An 18992-nucleotide genomic window follows, 5' to 3' on the forward strand; every position below is an offset into this window, starting at 1 on the left:
AAAATCATGAAAAAACAACTGACAGCAAACGAGCAAGAGGAACTTTTAAGTATTCTTGAAAAGCGTTTTGAGAAAAATAAAAATCGTCATGAAAATTTGGATTGGTCAAAAGTTGAAGCAAAACTAAAAGCAAATCCATCCAAATTATGGTCTTTGGACGAAATGGAAAGAACAGAAGGTGAACCAGATGTTATTGGTTATGACAAACAAACAGATGAATATCTTTTTGTAGATTGTTCTGCTGAAAGTCCCAAAGGGCGCAGAAGCATTTGTTACGATCACGAAGCGCTTGAAAAAAGAAAAGAGCACAAACCTGCTGACAGCGCTATAAATATGGCTCAGGAAATGGGAATTGAAATTTTGAATGAAGAGCAATATAAAGAACTTCAAAAGCTAGGAAAATTTGATGCAAAAACTTCTAGTTGGATTTTAACTCCGCCAGAAATTAGAAAACTTGGAGGAGCAATATTCTCAGATTTTAGATATAATACCGTTTTTGTATATCATAACGGTGCTGATTCTTATTACGCTGCGAGAGGTTTTCGCGGTTTGTTAAGAGTTTAAAAATTAAAGACCTTCAAATATTTTTGAAGGTCTTTTTTATTCTCTTAAAATCTTTTCCATTTTTTTGCCTTTGGCGATTTCATCAATTAATTTGTCTAGATATCGCATTTTTTGAATTAATGGATCTTCAATCTCTTCTACACGATAACCACAAATTACTCCTGTAATTTTAGAAGCATTCGGATTGAGTTCTGGAGCTTCTGCAAAGAACGTTTGGAAATCTACTTTCTTTTCAATTTGATCTTTAAGTTGTTCGTCAGTATATCCTGTTAACCATTTAATTACGATATCTAATTCTTCTTTCGTGCGGCCTTTTTTTTCTACTTTTTGAATGTATAAAGGATATACGCTAGAAAACAGTATTTTATAAATTCTTTCAGTTTTCATAATGCTATGTTTTAGGATAAAAGCTTTCATGTAAAGATAAATCAAAAGAAGAAAAAAGGAAAATGCAATGAATATTTTAATACCTTAGATTTAAAAATGACATTCTTTAAACAATCTTAAATAACTAATTATATGGAAAATAATTCAAATGAAATTACGCCAAAAGTTACAGGAATTGGTGGGATTTTCTTTTTTCTTGACAATCCGAAAGAAACTAAAGATTGGTATGCCAAAAATTTAGGATTAGAAATAAACGATTGGGGTTCTGCAAGTTTTGAATCTCGAAATCTTGAAAATCCAGAGCAAATTGAATCAACGCAATGGTGTCTTTTTAAGAAAGGTGATGAATATTTTTCTCCATCTAAAAAGGATTTCATGGTCAATTATCGTGTGCAAAATATCGAAGGACTTGTAGCGCAATTAAAAGCAAATGGTGTTACTGTTTTAGATGATATTGAAACGTATGATTATGGTAAATTTGTTCATATAATGGATACGGAAGGCAATAAAATTGAACTTTGGGAACCGGCTTAATTGTTAATGGTTAATTGTTGATGGTTGATTGTTAATGGTTGATAGTTAATGGTTGATAGTTAATGGTTGATAGTTAATGGTTGATAGTTAATGGTTGATTGTTGATTGTTGATAGTTGATAGTTGATAGTTGATAGTTGATTGAAGAATAAAAAGACTCTACTCTATATGTTTAATAAACTGGTTGAAATAAACTGCCATTCAAGGAATAAATTTTTACGGAAAATTGCTTCTAATTTATTAGAAAAACTGTATTGCTGCGAAATCAATTGTGCTGAAATGGACAAAAGTGTTTTGTTTGCGCATCACGGGCGCGGGTGTACAATTGTAGCTTCTAAAATCTGCGAAAATGTAGTAATTTTTCAAAACGTCTCAATTGGAGCTAATTTGAAGTATAATAAAATTAGTAATGAATGGGAAAATGTTGGAAATCCTATTATTGCTAAAAATGTTATAATTGCCGATGGAGCTAAAATTTTGGGTCCAATAGTAATTGGAGAAAATTCTGTTATTGGTGCAGGTTCTATTATTACGAAAGACATTCCGCCAAATAGTGTCGCTTTTGGAGTAAATAAATTCAAACCAAAAGACATGAATTACGATTTTATATTCAATCGAAATATGATACATCCAAGTAAGATAATTGAAGCGAATAAAAATTTAGTTAATGAATTTAATAACCAAAATAAATCGGTTTAAAAACATAAAAGCTCCAATATTTCTAATGGAGCTTTTATTTTATATATTTTCTTAATTCCAAATTTCATTCATTTCGGTCAGAATAATTGGTTTTCCTTCAGTTACAACAATTGTATGTTCGTGTTGCGCCATAAATCCGCCTTTATTTCCAACCATTGTCCAGCCGTCTTGCAACGTTTCTGCATAAGTTGAAGTTGTAGAAATAAAAGTTTCAATCGCAACGACAGAATTCTTCTTAAATCTTGTCTGATTAAAACGATCTCTATAATTTGCTATTTCGTGTGGCGCTTCGTGAAGACTTCTCCCTACTCCATGTCCAGTTAAATTCTTTATCACTTTATAGCCGCGTTTTTTAGCTTCAGTTTCAATTAAAAATCCGATATCTGAAATGCGAACACCGCCTTTGATGTTATAAATAGCTTTGTGTAAAATATCTTTTGAAGCTTCAACCAATTTTTGATGCTCGTTTACATCAGATCCAATAACAAAAGAACCTCCGTTATCTGACCAAAAACCGTCTAATTCTGCAGAAACATCAATGTTGATTAAATCTCCTTCTTGTAAAATTCTTTTATCAGACGGAATTCCGTGACAAAATTCGTTATCCACACTAATACAAGTCCAACCCGGAAAACCATAAGTCAAATACGGTGCAGATTTAGCTCCTAAATCGTTGAGAATTTGTCCGCCATAATCGTCTAATTCTTTTGTAGACATTCCGGGCTTGGCAAATTTTCTCATTTCTTTTAAAGTGAAAGCAACAGCTTCACTCGCTTTTTTCATTCCGATTAATTCTGCTTCTGTTGTTATTGACATGCTATTTTCTTTAATAATTTCTATTCAAACGAATTGCGGACTAAATTACCTCTTTTCTTTAAAACAAAGCGTTATTTAAATGCTAAAACCCTCATAAATTAAGAAAGTCATGAGGGTTTTAAGTTCTGCAAATTTAATTTTTACCACGGACTTTCTTCGCTTTCGTCTTCAATATCATTACTGAAGAACTTTCCAGTTGGTCCATTTTCGTCTAATAAAGTATGTTTTATAATAAAACTTGCTGCGCTTTCAACACTTCCTGGGCCACTGTGATGATTAAAATCGGTTGCGGTATAACCTGGATCGATTGAATTTACTTTAAACAGTAAATCTTTTAATTCGTGAGCCAAAGTAACCGTAAAAGCATTTAAAGCTGTTTTTGAAGAAACATAAGAAATCGCTTTTATAGCATAATATTTCCATGTGGGATCACTATGAAGAGTCAGCGAACCTAGGCCTGATGTAATATTGCTAATTCTTGGACTATCTGATTTTTTCAATAAGTCAAGAAAAGTCTGCGTAACGGTAATCACTCCGAAGAAATTCGTATCAAAAACTTTTTGAATATTTTCTATAGAAGTTGTAGAAGGATCTTGCGGAACATCTCCTAAAATCCCCGCATTATTGATTAAAATATCCAATTTGCCTTGCTCCTTCTCTATTATTTCTTTCGCACCCAAAACACTTTCTGCATTTGTAACATCAATTTGAATGGCTTGAATGTTTTGAAATCCTTTTTCGCTTAATTCTTTTACCGCTTCCTCGCCTTTTGCAAGATCGCGAGTTCCTAAATAAACAAATAATCCTTTTTCTGAAAGCTGTTTAGCTGTTTCTAAACCAATGCTTCTATTTGCGCCTGTAATTAATACTGTTTTCATTTTTATCTTTTTAAATTATCTTAAGCAAAGTTCCGCCGATAAAAAACAAAAACATTTGCCATATGACAAAAAGCGATTTAACGGATGTTTTTTCTAATTCTACTCAAAGAAGATTGTGTAATTCCGAGATAAGAAGCTAAATAAGAAAGCGGAACACGATTGATTACTTTTGGAAACATTTCCATAAATGACAAATAACGAGTTGTGGCGTCTTCTGAAACCAACGGACTTCTTCTGGCTACTTTCTGAATCAATGCTTTAGAAATTATTTTATGCACAATCGTGTCCCAGCCTACAATTGTATCCAATAATTCCTGCCAACCGGCTTTAGAAAACACGATAACTTTGCAGTCTGTCACAGCTTGAACATAAGCCGATGAGCAAATATTATTGTCAAAGCTTTCTAAATCTACAACCAGATTATTTTCGTCAATAAAATATTTTGTGATTTCTTCGCCTTTGTTATTGTAGTAACAAACACGCATTATTCCGTCAACGATAAATCCAACTTCGGCGGCGATTTTTCCAGCTTCAGAAAAATATTCTTCTTTTTTGAGTTCTTTTTCTTTGGCTTTCGTCAAAATTAAATCAATCTGCTGCTGATTTAAATTGCCAAACTGTAATATGTAATTTACTAATTCTTTCATGCACGAAAGTTAATCATAAGTTTTTATTGAGAATTTGCCATATGGCAAAAAAATACTGTAGATATATTTATATTAGCAGACAGAAAAGAAAATAATGAAATTAATTCAACAGCTTCTATTTATACTTTTTATTAATCTGGGATTTGGTCAGGATTATAGAGAAGCATCGATAATTTTTAATGATAGCAGTTCCATTCAAGGCTTTGCTGAAATAAAAGATAATGCCATTTATTTTAAAGTTAAACAAGAAGACAAAGCAGATAAATGGAGTTATGATTTTGCAAAAGGTCTAGTTTTTTCTGGTTATGGATATTCTGAAAAGTTTGAATACGTTGAATTTGAACATTCAAAACCAAAATTACTGCAAGTTGTTGAAGAAGGAAATGTAAATCTGTATAGATACGCGAAAGCACACTACAGAGGTAGAAATACAAATTTACCAATTGGAAAATTACCTTCTGATGAAGATGTAGTTTGGACAATGTCTGAAGCTTTTTATGTAAAACGTAAAAGTGAACCTTACGCAATAGATATTGAATTTAGCTTTAATTTAAGAGCAAAAAAATACTTTGGAGATTGTAAAAAAGTGGTAGAAAGAATCAATAACAAGAAATTCACCAAAGAGAATATCAAAGATATGGTCTTCTTCTATAATGAATATTGTGCGTCTGACGACGAATAATGGATTTAAATTACATTCCTGGCCAATACAAAAAATTAAATTTATGTCCGTCAGGATCTGAGAAACCAAAAGTGTAGCCAACTTCAAAATTCTCAGGTTCTGAGAAAATAGTTCCTCCAATTTCTTTTATTTTTTTGTACCAAAGATCCACTTCTTCTACACTGCTTGCCGACAAAGAAAATATAATCTCATTTTCGTTATTGGCATTTACGAGTTTTCCTTTTATAGCATCTTCTAATCTTTTTGGAGCAAAAAAGTTAATTACAAAATCATTTTCTCCAAAAACAAAACTTACCAATTCTTTTGTTTCTTGTCCGTTTTGTTTGAAATCCAGATCTGTATAAAATTGAATCGTTCTTTGTAAATCGTGAGAAACCAAATTGCCCCATATCATTTTAGTTTTCATAAACTTTAGCTTTAATTGATTTTTATCTAAGTTAATCAATTAATCTGTAAATGATTGTTTTTGAAGTCCTAAAAAGCAATTCCAAACTGAAAACCAACTGTAAAACTAGCAGGATGATCATTACCAAAGCGAACCGGTAAAGGCACAGCAACATAATAACTGCAGCTGTTGTTTTTAATTATGGTTTTATTGAAAACTGGCGTAAAACCGTATCGGCCGTTACTTTCAAAAGCGGCTCTTCCTGCAAAAGTGTACCCCTTTCCTAAAGCGACTAAAACTCCAGGATGGAACAATAAGCCTGTTACTTTGCTCGTTCCTTGATCGTCTTTTATATTTGGAACCATTTCGAAAGAAAATCCAATTTTTTCATTTTTCCAGATATTGATTCCAGTAGGAAATCCAACGGCGTAATAATCTCTAAAATTGACAGTTGTCTCGTCTTTATTAACCGTAACAATTGGATGCATTATACCAAAATACCCCGTTATTTTAGGATATGCTGATTGCGCGAAAGCTGATAAACTCGAAAATAATATTGCAATAAAGAAAGCGTGCTTAAGAAACATTGTTTTTATAGTTTTGGTTATAAAAACAAAATTAGAAGCTTCTAAAACCAAAAAATAGTATCTGGTTTACCTTTTGTATCTTGTTTACTTTTTTACCTTTTTTCTATAAGAAGATGGATTTTTACCTGTATGGAGTTTGAAAATTCGAGTAAAATGACTTTGGTCTGAAAACCCCGTCATATAAGCTATTTCGGTTAATGTATGAGACGAATTCTCAATAAGATTGATTGCTTTCTCGATGCGAAGTTTTCTAACATATTCACCAAAATTTAAATCTTCAAAATGTTTTGAAAATTCTCGGGATAAATAGGACGGATTCAAATCTAGTTCGTTTGAAATTTTCTTCAAATCAAAAGTAAATTGTGCGTCTATTTGATCTTGAATGATATTCTTTAAATCTTTAACCCAAGAAGGCGTTTTTCCAGAAGTTTTTTTGTCTTTTAGAAACTTGTTATAAACCTCATGTAATAATTTCTCAAACGGACTATTCTGTAAATGATTCTGCTCATACAAATGTGTTGCCCAACTATACAAAGCGTCATAAAGAATCATGCCTTTTTCTAAAAGTTCATAATCGTCTTTATTGTTATAAGCTAATCCAGCCGAAATTGCCCAAAGTCCAGCCGATTCTTTTGCAATTTCATGTCGGTCAGTATCTGCGCCACGGACAATTCCAGCAATAATTAAAACAGCAGGATCATTAATTTCATATTTTTTTACAATATAATCAAAAGTGCATTCTTCATTGTAATGTGTAAACTCTACATTTGGTATATCAAATGGAATTGCGTCTAATTCTTTTGCTTTAGAAATTACATCATCAAAAGGGACATAAATAAAATCAGCTTCGTGGTCAACAAATTTTCTAATAAGCCAAGGACAAGCGATTCGGTCAATTTTTGGTCTTTCTCTGGTAATCCATTTCATTTTGATGTAGTTTTGGATTTGTTTCTAAAAATATCAGCTAAGCTACATTTATTTGAGAAGCTTTCAAAAACTGAATTTTAAAAAATCTTTTAATCTGATTTAGAAGTACCTAAAAACTATTTCCTAAAGTTTTTAATTAATTACTAAAGATCAGACGATTTCCTTGTAAGGTTTTTCTATATTAGCTGAAATTAAAATATTTTATACCAAATGATCTTAGCTTTTGATACTTATTACTTTGATGATAAAGCAAAAACAATCTGTCTTGAATTTGCCGAATGGAACGAAGACAAAAACTTCAAGATTCATTCTGAAATAATTGGCAATGTAGAAGAATATATTCCTGGTGAGTTTTATAAAAGAGAATTACCTTGCATTTTAAGTTTATTAAAACAAATTGACCTATCGACAATTGAAACTATTGTAGTTGATGGATTTGTTTATTTAGATGATGAACAGAAATACGGTTTAGGCGGTTACTTATACGAAAAACTGAATAAAGAAATTCCAATTATTGGCGTTGCCAAAACAAATTTTGCTTCTATAGAAAAGAATAAAAAAGCTTTATTTAGAGGCGATAGCAAGAAACCTTTATACATTACTTCTATCGGAATTGATTTGGATGAAGCTTTTAAAAAAGTGGAAAGCATGGCCGGAGAATTTAGATTTCCGACTTTGCTGAAAGAATTGGATAGATTGACTAAAGAAAGCTGATTTATAAAAAAATTAGAGGATATAAAATTTTAAAAACAAACCACAAACGGCTGCGATTAGAATAATATAAGGCTCTTGAAGTTTCTTTATATAAATCAAGGTTAAAACCGTAATTACAGCAATAATTGATGTAGGAATATCTACAATACTTCTTTTTGCAATAACAAAAACAGAACCGACTAAAGCGCCTACAACCGCCGCAGTAATTCCTTCTACAAAAGCTATAACAGGTTTATTATTGGCAATCTTTTTAAAATAGGGTGCCATTGCTATAGTAAAAAAATAACAAGGTAAAAATGTTGCCAATGCAGCGACTAAAGCGCCTAAAAATCCGTTCACTAAATATCCTATGAATCCAACAGTTATCACAACTGGTCCTGGCGTAATCATGGCTACAGCAACCGAATCTAGAAATTGCTGTTCTGTTAACCATTGATTCTCTACAACAACACCTGAATGTAAAAAAGGAACAATTGCCAATCCGCTTCCAAAAACAAAAGCGCCAGCTTTAGCAAAGAAAATAGCGATTTTCATTAAGGTTGTGCTTTCATAATCCCAAAAAGATATTTGAAAAAGAATTATAGAGCTTGCTACTTTTGAATTCCACCAACGTGGAGGCGCTTTTGCAATCATATACAAAATCCCAGCGGTAACAAATAACAATATTTGTTCTTGTTCGGTAATATAGGTTATTGCAATGGCTAAAATAAAATAAAGCCATAAGAGCCAATTTGATTTAAAAGAAGCAATGTTGAACTTACCAATTGATTTTACTGTAAGCTTATAGGAACTCATAGCTATAATTCCAACAACAGCTGCGCCTACACCATAAAAGACGGCTTGTATCCAAGATAAACTACCATATAATCGGTATATAATTGCGAGTAAAACTACCATTATAAAAGAAGGAAGTATAAATGCAAATCCTATCAAGGTAGCGCCTATTATGCCGTAATGTACATATCCTAAATAAATTCCTAACTGTGCCGCCAAAGGGCCTGGAGCTAATTGAGCTAATGCTAAACCTTGTTTATATTCCTCTTCGGTTATCCAATTTCGATTTTCTACCAAATCTTTATGCATATAACCAACTAATGCCACTGGGCCTCCAAAACCAATAGAGCCAAGTTTTAAAAAGTACAAGGTTAATTCTCTTAAGCTATATTTTGCATTTGCACTCATAATTTAAAAACGTATTTCAAATTGAAAAATCAAAACTAGATTAATAGTATAATTTAAAATAGCATCTTATTTACCTTTTGTATCTAGATTACTTTTTTCCTAATTATTAATTTAACGAAAAGCCATGAAATTACAGTAAGGATAAAATCTTTTTTTAGGATTAATAATAAAGAAATTATTGAAAAACTTAATTCAAATAAAAAGCTCCTTAAGAAATTAAGGAGCTTTTTATATTAAAACCTATATCCAGCGCTTACGCCAATTTTATTTACGATATTATGGTCAGTTTTATTGGCATTAAATAACAAAAATCCATAGCCTAAATTTGCTTCCAAAACAAAACCACCTTTCGAAACCCATTTCCATCCTAAACCAACTCCAGTAGCAAGATCTATAACATCGGGATTTTCAGTAAAGGTAGAATGATCTTCTGATGTGTATATTTTCTTTCCGTCAATAGAAGTTAGCATTGTAAATCCTTCTAGGAAAAAACCTGCGGCATACTTTTTTCCGAAATATCTTCTGTAATAAGGAGAAATAGAATAGTTTAAGTCCTCGTTTTCGGTATTATTAAATACATAAAAATAAGAAATTCCTAAAGAAGATTTTGAATTCAAATGTCTTTCGTAAGTTGCTTGAAATGCTCCCATAAGAGGTCCAAGTACATTTACTTTGATTTCATTGTTTTTCTGATAAGGATTTTCGTTTGCTTCATTTTGAGCTTTAACCGATAAAAATGAAAGGAAAATTAAGATAACTAGTAATGTTTTTTTCATAAATTATAATAGTTTAAATTTGAAGTAAACATAAAATAATTTTAATATGAAGTTGTTAAATTGCGTTAAACGACTTGTTAAAACGAACACAAATTTTCGAGTCTAAAAAACTATTTTGATTGTAAAAGAATTGTTTAGCAATAAGAAATTAAGTTTTAAATAAGCGTGTATAAAGGTAAAAGAGTTGATTTTTGTTCAATGAATGGAAAACTATGAAAAAAAACATAATAGTCTTGATTTTGGTGTCAGTAGGATTTTTTTCTTGTAATCAAACTAGTAAATCGACACCAGAAAATGGTGGTGAAGATACTTTTGAGTTGATAAAAGATCAACAAAAATCTGCCAATACAGATAAAGGTGTTTATACTAAATATGAGTATACTAACTCTAAAGGTGCGAAATTGACAATACAAAACAGCTTTCCAAAAGGCGGAATAAAATATACTGATCCTAAAGGACACAAATATATCTATGCTGTATTTTGGACTCGAATAATTAATGAAACGGATAATCCGATTGAATTGAAAATTGACTTTCCTGTTGATTCTTATGAAATTCCGGCTTTACCAGGCAAATATTATAAAACATTGATTCCGTCTGATACGATGAAAATTCAGAAAATACCTTTATTTAATTACGGGTTAACGAATTTAGAACCTTTTTTGGATAAGAATATTGATAAACCGTCTTCATTAAAAAGAGCTGTCAAACCAAAAGAATCGACTGGATTTTATGTTGTAACACTTCGGTTGATTGGAGGTGGAGACAAATATGGTGTCTTACGAACAAAACTTAGTTTAAAAGGACAAAAACTTTTTTATAAAATCAGAGACAAAGAAATTGAGTGTGGAAGTATAGAAATAAAATAAACTTACTAAAAAGCAAAAAGCCTATAAATCGAAAGATTTACAGGCTTTTGTTTTTTGTGGGGAGAGCAGGATTCGAACCTGCGAAGTTCACACAGCAGATTTACAGTCTGCCCTCGTTGGCCGCTTGAGTATCTCCCCAAACTTGAGTGTTGATTAATTCATAAGCACTCAAAAATCGAAAAAAAAACTCCTTATAAATTTAAGGAGTTTCTTTGTGGGCGATGAGGGGTTCGAACCCCCGACCCCCTCGGTGTAAACGAGGTGCTCTGAACCAGCTGAGCTAATCGCCCTATTTTACTAGGTTTGCTATCGTTTCTGATAGCGTGTGCAAATATACACTTAGAATTTGTATTTGCAAGCCTTTTTATTAAAAAATTTGTGGGCGATGAGGGGTTCGAACCCCCGACCCCCTCGGTGTAAACGAGGTGCTCTGAACCAGCTGAGCTAATCGCCCTATTTTACTAGGCTGCTATCGTTTGTGATTGCGGGTGCAAAAATACGCTTAGATTTTGTATTTGCAAGCTTTTTTAGAAAAAAAATGAAATATTTTTTCGTGTTTTTATTTAGAAAGCTATTTTTCAATCCTTTAAAAAATAAAGTTTTTTTTCTCTTTCTTATAATTTCGTTAAAAAGCCAAATTAAAAGCTCTAATTCTTAATATTACTTTGTAGTGAATCGACTTAGTCATACCTTTGCATACCTTAATTGTATATTCAAATGGCAAGATTTCAAGAAAATGATTTACCGAAAGCTAAATTAAACTCTAATTCTCTTCAAAAAGCTCTCAGAATTTTTAAATATTCTAAAAATCACAAATGGAAATTTTTCCTAGGTTTGGTTTTTCTATTTCTAACAAGCGCCACTGCCCTTGCCTTCCCTAAATTAATGGGAATGCTTGTTGACTGTGTTACTAATAAAGACCTCTCTAAAGCCAACGAAATTGCGCTTGGTTTAATGGGGATTTTGGTGCTTCAGGCAATTTTCTCATTTTTTAGAATTTCATTGTTTGTAAATTTTACAGAAAACTCTCTTTCTAATATTCGTTTCGCATTGTATGAAAACCTGATAAAATTACCAATGTCATTTTATTCTCAAAAACGTGTTGGAGAACTTAATAGTAGAATTAGTGCTGATATTTCGCAGTTACAAGATACTTTTAGCACAACAATCGCTGAATTTTTGCGCCAATTTATTTTAATTATTGGAGGTTTTGTAATTTTAGGAAGCATTAGTCCAAAATTAACTTTCATGATGCTTGCAATTGTGCCTGTTGTGGCGGTTGCAGCTGTAATCTTTGGAAGATTCATTCGTAAATACGGAAAAAAAACACAAGATAAAGTAGCCGAAAGCCAAGTTATTGTTGAAGAAACATTACAAGGAATCAGCAATGTAAAGGCATTTGCTAACGAATGGTACGAAATTCAGCGTTATAAAAATAAGATTAGAGAAATTGTAAAAATCGCCATAAAAGGTGGTCAATACAGAGGTTATTTTGCTTCATTTATTATTCTATGCCTTTTCGGATGTGTTGTTGCTGTAGTTTGGTACGGAATAACATTGACAATTAAAGGAGAAGTTGAAGGTGTCGGTGATTTAATCTCTTTTGTATTATACACTACTTTTATCGGAGCTTCATTTGGTGGAATTGCCGAGATGTATGCGCAGATTCAAAAAGCCGTTGGTGCAACTGAGCGTGTTTTTGAATTATTAGAGGAAACTCCTGAAGAAATCAATGCTAAGCCTAGACTTACAGCTGTTGAGAAAATAAAAGGAAATGTTGCTTTTAAAAATGTAGCTTTTAGTTATCCTTCAAGAAAAGAGGTTCAGGTTTTAAAAGACGTTAATTTCAATGCTGAATTTGGACAGAAAATAGCAATCGTCGGACCAAGTGGTGCTGGAAAATCTACTATTTCATCTTTATTATTACGTTTTTACGATATAACTTCTGGAGAAATTCTAGTTGACGGAAAAAGTATTCACGATTATGATTTAGAAGAACTTCGTGGAAATATGAGTATTGTTCCTCAAGATGTAATTTTATTTGGAGGAACAATTAGAGAAAACATTGCTTACGGAAACCCAAATGCTTCAGAAGAGGAAATCATTGCAGCAGCTAAACAAGCAAATGCATTCAATTTTGTAGATGGTTTTCCAGAGAAATTTGAAACTTTGGTTGGAGAGCGTGGAGTTAAACTTTCGGGCGGACAACGCCAGCGTATTGCGATTGCGAGAGCTTTGCTTAAAAATCCAAGTATCTTGATCTTAGACGAAGCAACTTCTTCTTTAGATAGTGAAAGCGAAAAACTAGTTCAAGAAGCTTTAGAAATTTTAATGGAAGGAAGAACAAGTATTATTATTGCGCACAGGCTTTCTACAATTAGAAATGCAGATAAAATTTTGGTTTTAGATAACGGAAAAATTTCTGAAGAAGGAACACACCAAGAACTAATAAACTTAGAAAACGGAATTTATAAAAACTTAAGCAACTTGCAGTTTAGCAATTCTTAAATAGAAATTTCAATTTTTAAATTCCAAATTCCATAAAAAAAGCTCCAATATTAATTGGAGCTTTTTTTTATTTTAACTGTAAACTGAAACTGAGACTGAAAACTAAAAATTATTTCTCTTTTCTACGTTTACGTTCTGCTTTAATCATAGATAATTCACGGCTAGTTTGACCAGCAACAGAAGTGTTTTCTTCTGCACGTCGAATCAAGTATGGCATAACATCTTTTACAGGTCCAAATGGTAAGTATTTAGCAACGTTATACCCGTTTTCTGCTAAGTTATAGCTAATATTATCACTCATTCCGTATAATTGTCCAAACCAGATTCGATTATCGTTTTTAGCGATACCTCTCTGCTCCATCATTTCCATCAATTTATAAGAGCTCAATTCATTATGAGTTCCTGCAAAAATGGCCATTTTATCGATATGCTCTAACATATATTGTACAGCATTATCATAATTGATATCAGTAGCTTCTTTAGAAACACAGATTGGAGAAACATACCCTTTTTCTTCAGCTCTTTTGTGTTCTTTTTCCATGTAAGCACCGCGAACTAATTTCATTCCGATATAGAAACCTTCTGCTTTTGCAATTTCATGAAGTTTTTTCAAATAATCTAAACGATCCCAACGGTACATTTGTAAAGTGTTGAATACAATTGCTTTTTCTTTATTGTATTTGCGCATCATATCGGTAACCAAATCATCTGCTGCATCTTGCATCCAGCTTTCTTCACCATCAATTAATAATGCTACATCTTTTTTATGAGCTTCACTACAAACTTTATCAAAACGAGCTACTACTCTATCCCATTCTGCTTGTTCTGCAGGAGTAAAAGCTTGTTTTTCTCCTAATTTCTCATATAATTCAAAACGTCCTAAACCAGTTGGCTTAAATACCGCAAATGGAATTGCAAGACGTTCTTTTGCAAAATCTACTGTTCTTAGTGTCATTTCCAAAGCAGCGTCAAATTGCTCCTCTTCTTCTTTTCCTTCAACAGAATAATCCAAAACAGACGAAACTCCTTTTGTAAACATTTTGTCTACAACACTAAGGCAGTCATTTTCGTTTACACCACCGCAAAAGTGATCAAAAACAGTTGCACGAATTAATCCTTCTACTGGTAAATGAGCTTTAATTGCAAAATTAGTTACAGCTGTTCCAATTCTTACCAAAGGCTCGCTGTCAATCATTTTGAAAAGGAAATAAGCTCTATCAAGTTCCGTATCACTTTTAAGTGAAAAAGCAACTTGAGTGTTATCGAATATCTTTTCCATTAAATTTATTTTTTATGCAAATATAGAGAGTGTTTTGAATATTATTCATCAAAAGATATCATATTTTTTAATATCTTTAATCAGACTGCTGTTTATATTAAATTATGAAGTAAATGTTTACCCATTCTTAAAATTAGTTTTATTCTTAATTAGGATATAGATCAGTATTTTAAACAAATTAGCCTTAAAGTTTGAATATTATTAAACTAAAAATGCCTTATTTTTGCGCTTTCAATTAACTAAAGAATTATGCAATCTATTCAAGCCAACAATTATCTCGTACATTTCAACCAGAATGCTTACGAAGCTTTAAATAAACATTTAAGAGAAAATAAATATTCTAATATATTTATAATTGTAGACGATCAAACCAATGAATATTGTCTGTCTAAATTTATTCCTCTTGTTGAAACTGATTTGGCAATTGAAATCATAGAGTTTGAAGCTGGAGAAGCAAATAAGAATATTGAAACTTGTATTGAGATCTGGAATATTTTGACAGAACTTGGTGCCGATAGAAAATCTCTTATTATTAATTTAGGAGGAGGCGTTGTTACTGATTTAGGTGGATTTGTGGCTTCTACTTTTAAAAGAGGTGTAGATTTTATTAATATCCCAACTACTTTATTATCTATGGTTGATGCATCTGTTGGAGGAAAAACGGGTGTTGACTTAGGAAATCTTAAAAATCAGATTGGAGTTATCAATGTACCGCAAATGGTACTAATTGACACAAAATATTTAGAAACTTTGCCGCAAAGCGAAATGCGTTCAGGTTTAGCAGAAATGCTAAAACATGGTTTGATATATGATGCGCCATATTGGAGACAGTTTTCAGATTTAAAATCAATTGTTTTCGATGAATTAGATCAATTAATTTATCGTTCAGTTGAAATTAAAAATGAAATCGTTATTCAAGATCCAACTGAGAAAAATATCCGTAAAGCTTTAAACTTCGGACATACGCTAGGCCACGCTATTGAAGGATACTTCCTAGAAAGCAAAGAAAAAACGACTTTACTGCACGGAGAAGCTATTGCAGTCGGAATGATCTTAGAAAGTTATATTTCTCTTCAAAAAGGTTTAATTTCTCAAGAAGAATACAGAGAAATTAAAACTATAATTAAAGGTATTTATGAGGATATAATTTTTGAAGAAAATGACATCGATCCGATCTTAGAATTGTTAATTCACGACAAAAAAAATGAATACGGTTTAATTCAATTTGCATTAATTGAAGGAATCGGAAAGATAAAAATTAACCAATCCGTTGAAAATAAATTGATTCTAGATGCGTTTCAAGATTATAAATCTTAAACTTTTTTTAATCGAAAGCGTTGCATTTGGTATATTTTATTTTTTACATTTGCCCCATGAAAACAAACAAGCAGCAAAGACAATTTAGCTCTTATAGAAACCGCCTCAACAGTTCTTTACTTAGAATGTTGAATCGTTTTTATAATAGTAAAAGTCCGTTTTGTTTTGATGTTTTCCAATGTTCAAAAGCCGAGCACGAAAAACTGCCGATTATATTTGCCAATATTAGAGTTTGAATTTAAGATTTAGCATAAAAAACACTAAATTTAAAATACAATTACAATCTCTAAAACTTTGACAAATAAATGAATACAAAATATTCTGATCTAATAAACCAAACATACTACTTTCCACAAGAGGAATTTAAATTAAACAAAGACAACTTATTGTTTCACAACATCGATTTGATGAAATTGGTTGAACAATATGGTACACCGTTAAAGTTTACTTATCTGCCTCAGATTTCTGAAAACATAAATAAAGCAAAAGCTTGGTTCAGAAAAGCAATGGAGAAGAACAAATACGACGCAAAATACTACTATTGTTATTGTACAAAAAGCTCTCATTTTGAATATATTATGAATGAAGCTTTCAAGAATAACATTCATATAGAGACATCATCTGCTTTTGATGTTAATATTGTTGAGAATTTGTTGGAAAATGGTAAAATCAACAAAAGCACGTACGTAATTTGTAACGGTTTTAAAAGAGACGAGTACATTACTAACATTGGTAGGTTAATCAATAACGGACATAAAAATACTATTCCAATTATTGATAACTATGAAGAGTTAGATTTGCTTCAAGCAGAAATTAAAGGGAAATTCAAAATTGGAATCCGTATTGCTGCCGAAGAAGAGCCTAAATTTGAGTTCTATACTTCTAGATTAGGTATTGGTTACAAAAACATAGTTTCTTTCTATAAAAAACAAATTCAGGAAAATGATAAATTAGAGCTGAAAATGCTTCACTTCTTTATCAATACTGGAATTAACGATACATCATACTACTGGAATGAGCTTGTAAAATGTATTAAAGTTTACATAGCTCTTAAAAAAGAGTGTCCTACTCTAGACGGCCTTAACATTGGTGGTGGTTTCCCAATTAAAAACTCACTTGCCTTTGAATATGATTATCAATATATGATTGATGAAATTATCAATCAAATTAAAATTGCTTGTGAAGAAGCTGAAGTAGATGTTCCAAATATTTTTACGGAATTTGGATCATTTACAGTAGGTGAAAGCGGTGGTGCAATCTATCAGATTTTGTATCAAAAACAACAAAATGATAGAGAAAAATGGAATATGATCGATTCATCTTTCATTACCACTTTACCAGATACTTGGGCTATAAACAAACGTTTTATCATGCTGGCTATCAACCGTTGGAATGATACTTACGAACGGGTTCTGTTGGGAGGTCTGACTTGTGATAGTGACGACTATTACAACTCTGAGCAAAACATGAACGCCATTTATCTGCCTAAGTATAACAAAGAAAAACCTTTATATATTGGTTTCTTTAATACTGGCGCTTATCAAGAAACAATTGGAGGATATGGTGGTCTTCACCACTGTTTGATTCCGCAGCCTAAACACATTTTAATTGATCGTGACGAAAACGGAATTCTGGCAACTGAAGTGTTCTCAGAACAGCAAACTTCTGACGATGTTTTAAAGATTCTAGGCTACAAAAAAAAGGTGTAAAAAAACGGCAGATTAAGTTCTAATTTTTCTTAAAAATTTCTTAATTTGCATTAACATCCAAAAAGGTTAAACTTTTTAATTCAAAAAAAACAAAAAAAAATGAAAGGACCAATCAGTCAGTTTATTGAAAAACATTATTTGCATTTTAATTCTGCTTCATTAGTAGATGCTGCAAAAGCATACGAGCAGCAATTAGCTGATGGTGCAAAAATGCTGGTAAGTATGGCTGGCGCAATGAGTACAGCAGAAATTGGTAAAATTTTTGCCGAAGTAATCAGACAAGACAAAGTACATATTATTTCATGTACTGGAGCAAATCTAGAAGAAGATATCATGAATTTAGTAGCTCATTCTCACTACGAAAGAGTTCCTAATTATCGTGATTTAACACCAGAAGATGAGTGGGCTTTATTAGAAAGAGGATTAAATCGTGTTACTGACACTTGTATTCCTGAGCATGAAGCTTTCCGTCGTTTACAAAAACACATTTACAAAATTTGGAAAGATGCTGATGATAAAGGAGAGCGTTATTTTCCACATGAGTTCATGTACAAAATGTTGTTATCTGGCGTTTTAGAAGAGTACTATGAAATTGATTTAAAAGATAGCTGGATGTATGCAGCTGCAGAGAAAAACCTACCAATTATCGTTCCTGGATGGGAAGATAGCACAATGGGTAACATCTTTGCTTCATACGTGATTAAAGGTGAATTGAAAGCATCTACTATGAAATCTGGAATTGAGTACATGACTTTCCTTGCGGATTGGTATTCTAAAAACAGTTCAAACGGAATTGGATTCTTCCAAATCGGTGGTGGTATTGCTGGTGACTTCCCTATCTGTGTAGTTCCAATGCTATATCAAGATATGGAAATGCACGATGTTCCATTTTGGAGCTATTTCTGCCAAATTTCAGATTCAACAACTAGTTATGGTTCTTATTCTGGAGCAGTTCCAAATGAAAAAATCACTTGGGGTAAATTAGACATCAAAACCCCTAAATTTATTATTGAATCGGATGCTACAATTGTTGCTCCGTTAATTTTTGCATATTTATTAGATTTATAGAATAATTTATGAAAAGAGTTATAGTAGACTACGCCAAACTTACCAACGAAATTTTAAACCTTTTGGTAGAGAAATTTCCTGATGGTTATGATGATTCGGATGTAATCCGTTTTAGAAATGCTAAAAACGAATTGGTTGAAGCTGTTGAAGTTCGTACTGAAGACACAATTTATTTGGTGAAAATTAGTACTAAACTTGCCGACAGAATTGAAAACTACGATGAAGATGATGATTTAGATGTTGATGTAGATGCAATTGCACCAGTTAAAGGCATAGATCTAGATGAAGATATTAGCAACGACGATGATGACGACGATGATAATCTAGACAAACCTGATAGCGATGGAGGTGATGACGATGATGACGATGACGATGATGACAAAGCCGACACTGATTATGATGAAGAAGAAGACGATGAAGATTAATTCATTTTCTTTAAAATAAATAAAAGGAACTCGATTTGGG

21 protein-coding genes and 3 tRNA genes are annotated in these 18992 nt (G+C 32.0%); 11 read left to right on the forward strand and 13 right to left on the reverse strand.

All coding sequences use genetic code 11. The features are described from left to right. Nucleotides 1-6: 6 nt before the first annotated feature. Nucleotides 7-564: a DUF4256 domain-containing protein gene (locus tag V6624_RS16515; RefSeq protein ID WP_338839385.1), complete on the forward strand. Its 558-nt coding sequence runs from the start codon at nt 7-9 to the stop codon at nt 562-564. Between the two features lie 36 nt (nt 565-600). Here V6624_RS16515 and V6624_RS16520 read toward each other — a convergent pair whose 3' ends face one another. Then, a complete protein-coding gene (locus V6624_RS16520; protein WP_338839386.1) occupies nt 601-951 on the reverse strand; it encodes a DUF2200 domain-containing protein in 351 nt (116 codons plus the stop codon). Nucleotides 952-1083: 132 nt separating this feature from the next. Here V6624_RS16520 and V6624_RS16525 point away from each other — a divergent pair, with 132 nt between their 5' ends. Further along, a complete protein-coding gene (locus V6624_RS16525; protein ID WP_338839387.1) occupies nt 1084-1485 on the forward strand; it encodes a VOC family protein in 402 nt (133 codons plus the stop codon). A 278-nt stretch (nt 1486-1763) separates the two neighbouring features. After that, nucleotides 1764-2183 (forward strand): serine acetyltransferase, encoded by a 420-nt coding sequence (locus V6624_RS16530; protein WP_338839388.1) that lies wholly within the window; start codon nt 1764-1766, stop codon nt 2181-2183. A gap of 51 nt (nt 2184-2234) precedes the next feature. On the opposite strand, the gene map is transcribed toward V6624_RS16530, so the two are convergent. The 3 genes from map to V6624_RS16545 all read right to left on the reverse strand — a co-directional run bounded on the left by map (nt 2235) and on the right by V6624_RS16545 (nt 4524). Beyond that, nucleotides 2235-2999: a type I methionyl aminopeptidase gene (map, locus tag V6624_RS16535; protein WP_338839389.1), complete on the reverse strand. Its 765-nt coding sequence runs from the start codon at nt 2997-2999 to the stop codon at nt 2235-2237. Between the two features lie 140 nt (nt 3000-3139). Continuing rightward, nucleotides 3140-3877 (reverse strand): SDR family oxidoreductase, encoded by a 738-nt coding sequence (locus V6624_RS16540; RefSeq protein ID WP_338839390.1) that lies wholly within the window; start codon nt 3875-3877, stop codon nt 3140-3142. A gap of 77 nt (nt 3878-3954) precedes the next feature. Continuing rightward, entirely contained in the window at nt 3955-4524 is a 570-nt protein-coding gene (locus tag V6624_RS16545; RefSeq protein ID WP_338839392.1) for a Crp/Fnr family transcriptional regulator, read from the reverse strand. A 94-nt stretch (nt 4525-4618) separates the two neighbouring features. Here V6624_RS16545 and V6624_RS16550 point away from each other — a divergent pair, with 94 nt between their 5' ends. Beyond that, the gene (locus tag V6624_RS16550; protein ID WP_338839393.1) at nt 4619-5206 is read left to right on the forward strand and encodes a hypothetical protein; all 588 of its coding nucleotides are present in this window, start codon (nt 4619-4621) and stop codon (nt 5204-5206) included. A 10-nt stretch (nt 5207-5216) separates the two neighbouring features. Here V6624_RS16550 and V6624_RS16555 read toward each other — a convergent pair whose 3' ends face one another. The 3 genes from V6624_RS16555 to V6624_RS16565 all read right to left on the reverse strand — a co-directional run bounded on the left by V6624_RS16555 (nt 5217) and on the right by V6624_RS16565 (nt 7105). Further along, nucleotides 5217-5612: a VOC family protein gene (locus V6624_RS16555; RefSeq protein WP_338839394.1), complete on the reverse strand. Its 396-nt coding sequence runs from the start codon at nt 5610-5612 to the stop codon at nt 5217-5219. Between the two features lie 68 nt (nt 5613-5680). Beyond that, nucleotides 5681-6178, reverse strand: coding sequence for a hypothetical protein (locus tag V6624_RS16560; RefSeq protein WP_111291163.1), 498 nt, complete (start codon nt 6176-6178; stop codon nt 5681-5683). 84 nt (nt 6179-6262) lie between these two features. Further along, nucleotides 6263-7105 carry a chromate resistance protein ChrB domain-containing protein gene (locus tag V6624_RS16565; protein WP_338839396.1) on the reverse strand — a complete coding sequence of 281 codons (843 nt, stop codon included), beginning with the start codon at nt 7103-7105 and terminating at the stop codon, nt 6263-6265. Between the two features lie 210 nt (nt 7106-7315). Here V6624_RS16565 and V6624_RS16570 point away from each other — a divergent pair, with 210 nt between their 5' ends. Further along, entirely contained in the window at nt 7316-7819 is a 504-nt protein-coding gene (locus V6624_RS16570) for an endonuclease V (protein ID WP_338839397.1), read from the forward strand. Between the two features lie 12 nt (nt 7820-7831). Here V6624_RS16570 and V6624_RS16575 read toward each other — a convergent pair whose 3' ends face one another. Both V6624_RS16575 and V6624_RS16580 read right to left on the reverse strand, forming a co-directional pair. Continuing rightward, nucleotides 7832-9001 (reverse strand): chromate transporter, encoded by a 1170-nt coding sequence (locus V6624_RS16575; RefSeq protein ID WP_338839398.1) that lies wholly within the window; start codon nt 8999-9001, stop codon nt 7832-7834. A gap of 233 nt (nt 9002-9234) precedes the next feature. Further along, nucleotides 9235-9777 (reverse strand): DUF3575 domain-containing protein, encoded by a 543-nt coding sequence (locus tag V6624_RS16580; RefSeq protein WP_338839400.1) that lies wholly within the window; start codon nt 9775-9777, stop codon nt 9235-9237. 212 nt (nt 9778-9989) lie between these two features. Between V6624_RS16580 and V6624_RS16585 the strand changes: the two genes are divergently transcribed. Continuing rightward, the gene (locus tag V6624_RS16585; protein ID WP_111282883.1) at nt 9990-10646 is read left to right on the forward strand and encodes a hypothetical protein; all 657 of its coding nucleotides are present in this window, start codon (nt 9990-9992) and stop codon (nt 10644-10646) included. Between the two features lie 57 nt (nt 10647-10703). On the opposite strand, the gene V6624_RS16590 is transcribed toward V6624_RS16585, so the two are convergent. From V6624_RS16590 to V6624_RS16600, 3 genes are all read right to left on the reverse strand, one after another. Further along, nucleotides 10704-10784 (reverse strand) — tRNA-Tyr (locus V6624_RS16590). Nucleotides 10785-10861: 77 nt separating this feature from the next. Beyond that, a tRNA-Val gene (locus V6624_RS16595) sits at nt 10862-10936 on the reverse strand. 89 nt (nt 10937-11025) lie between these two features. Continuing rightward, nucleotides 11026-11100, reverse strand: a tRNA-Val gene (locus tag V6624_RS16600). A gap of 263 nt (nt 11101-11363) precedes the next feature. On the opposite strand from V6624_RS16600, the gene V6624_RS16605 reads away from it, so the two are divergent. After that, a complete protein-coding gene (locus V6624_RS16605; protein WP_111282889.1) occupies nt 11364-13154 on the forward strand; it encodes an ABC transporter ATP-binding protein in 1791 nt (596 codons plus the stop codon). A 109-nt stretch (nt 13155-13263) separates the two neighbouring features. Here the strand turns inward: V6624_RS16605 and V6624_RS16610 are convergent, their stop codons facing one another. Continuing rightward, a complete protein-coding gene (locus V6624_RS16610; protein ID WP_338839404.1) occupies nt 13264-14433 on the reverse strand; it encodes a proline dehydrogenase family protein in 1170 nt (389 codons plus the stop codon). A gap of 249 nt (nt 14434-14682) precedes the next feature. Here V6624_RS16610 and aroB point away from each other — a divergent pair, with 249 nt between their 5' ends. The 4 genes from aroB to V6624_RS16630 all read left to right on the forward strand — a co-directional run bounded on the left by aroB (nt 14683) and on the right by V6624_RS16630 (nt 18952). After that, a complete protein-coding gene (aroB, locus tag V6624_RS16615) occupies nt 14683-15750 on the forward strand; it encodes a 3-dehydroquinate synthase (protein ID WP_111283905.1) in 1068 nt (355 codons plus the stop codon). A 305-nt stretch (nt 15751-16055) separates the two neighbouring features. Beyond that, a complete protein-coding gene (locus V6624_RS16620; protein ID WP_111283907.1) occupies nt 16056-17459 on the forward strand; it encodes an arginine decarboxylase in 1404 nt (467 codons plus the stop codon). 99 nt (nt 17460-17558) lie between these two features. Further along, nucleotides 17559-18527 (forward strand): deoxyhypusine synthase family protein, encoded by a 969-nt coding sequence (locus V6624_RS16625; protein WP_095931202.1) that lies wholly within the window; start codon nt 17559-17561, stop codon nt 18525-18527. Between the two features lie 8 nt (nt 18528-18535). Further along, the gene (locus V6624_RS16630; RefSeq protein ID WP_162614910.1) at nt 18536-18952 is read left to right on the forward strand and encodes a DNA primase; all 417 of its coding nucleotides are present in this window, start codon (nt 18536-18538) and stop codon (nt 18950-18952) included. Nucleotides 18953-18992 lie beyond the last annotated feature (40 nt).

Origin of the sequence: Flavobacterium ginsenosidimutans, from assembly GCF_037478105.1 — a bacterium.
Taxonomy (GTDB): domain Bacteria; phylum Bacteroidota; class Bacteroidia; order Flavobacteriales; family Flavobacteriaceae; genus Flavobacterium; species Flavobacterium ginsenosidimutans.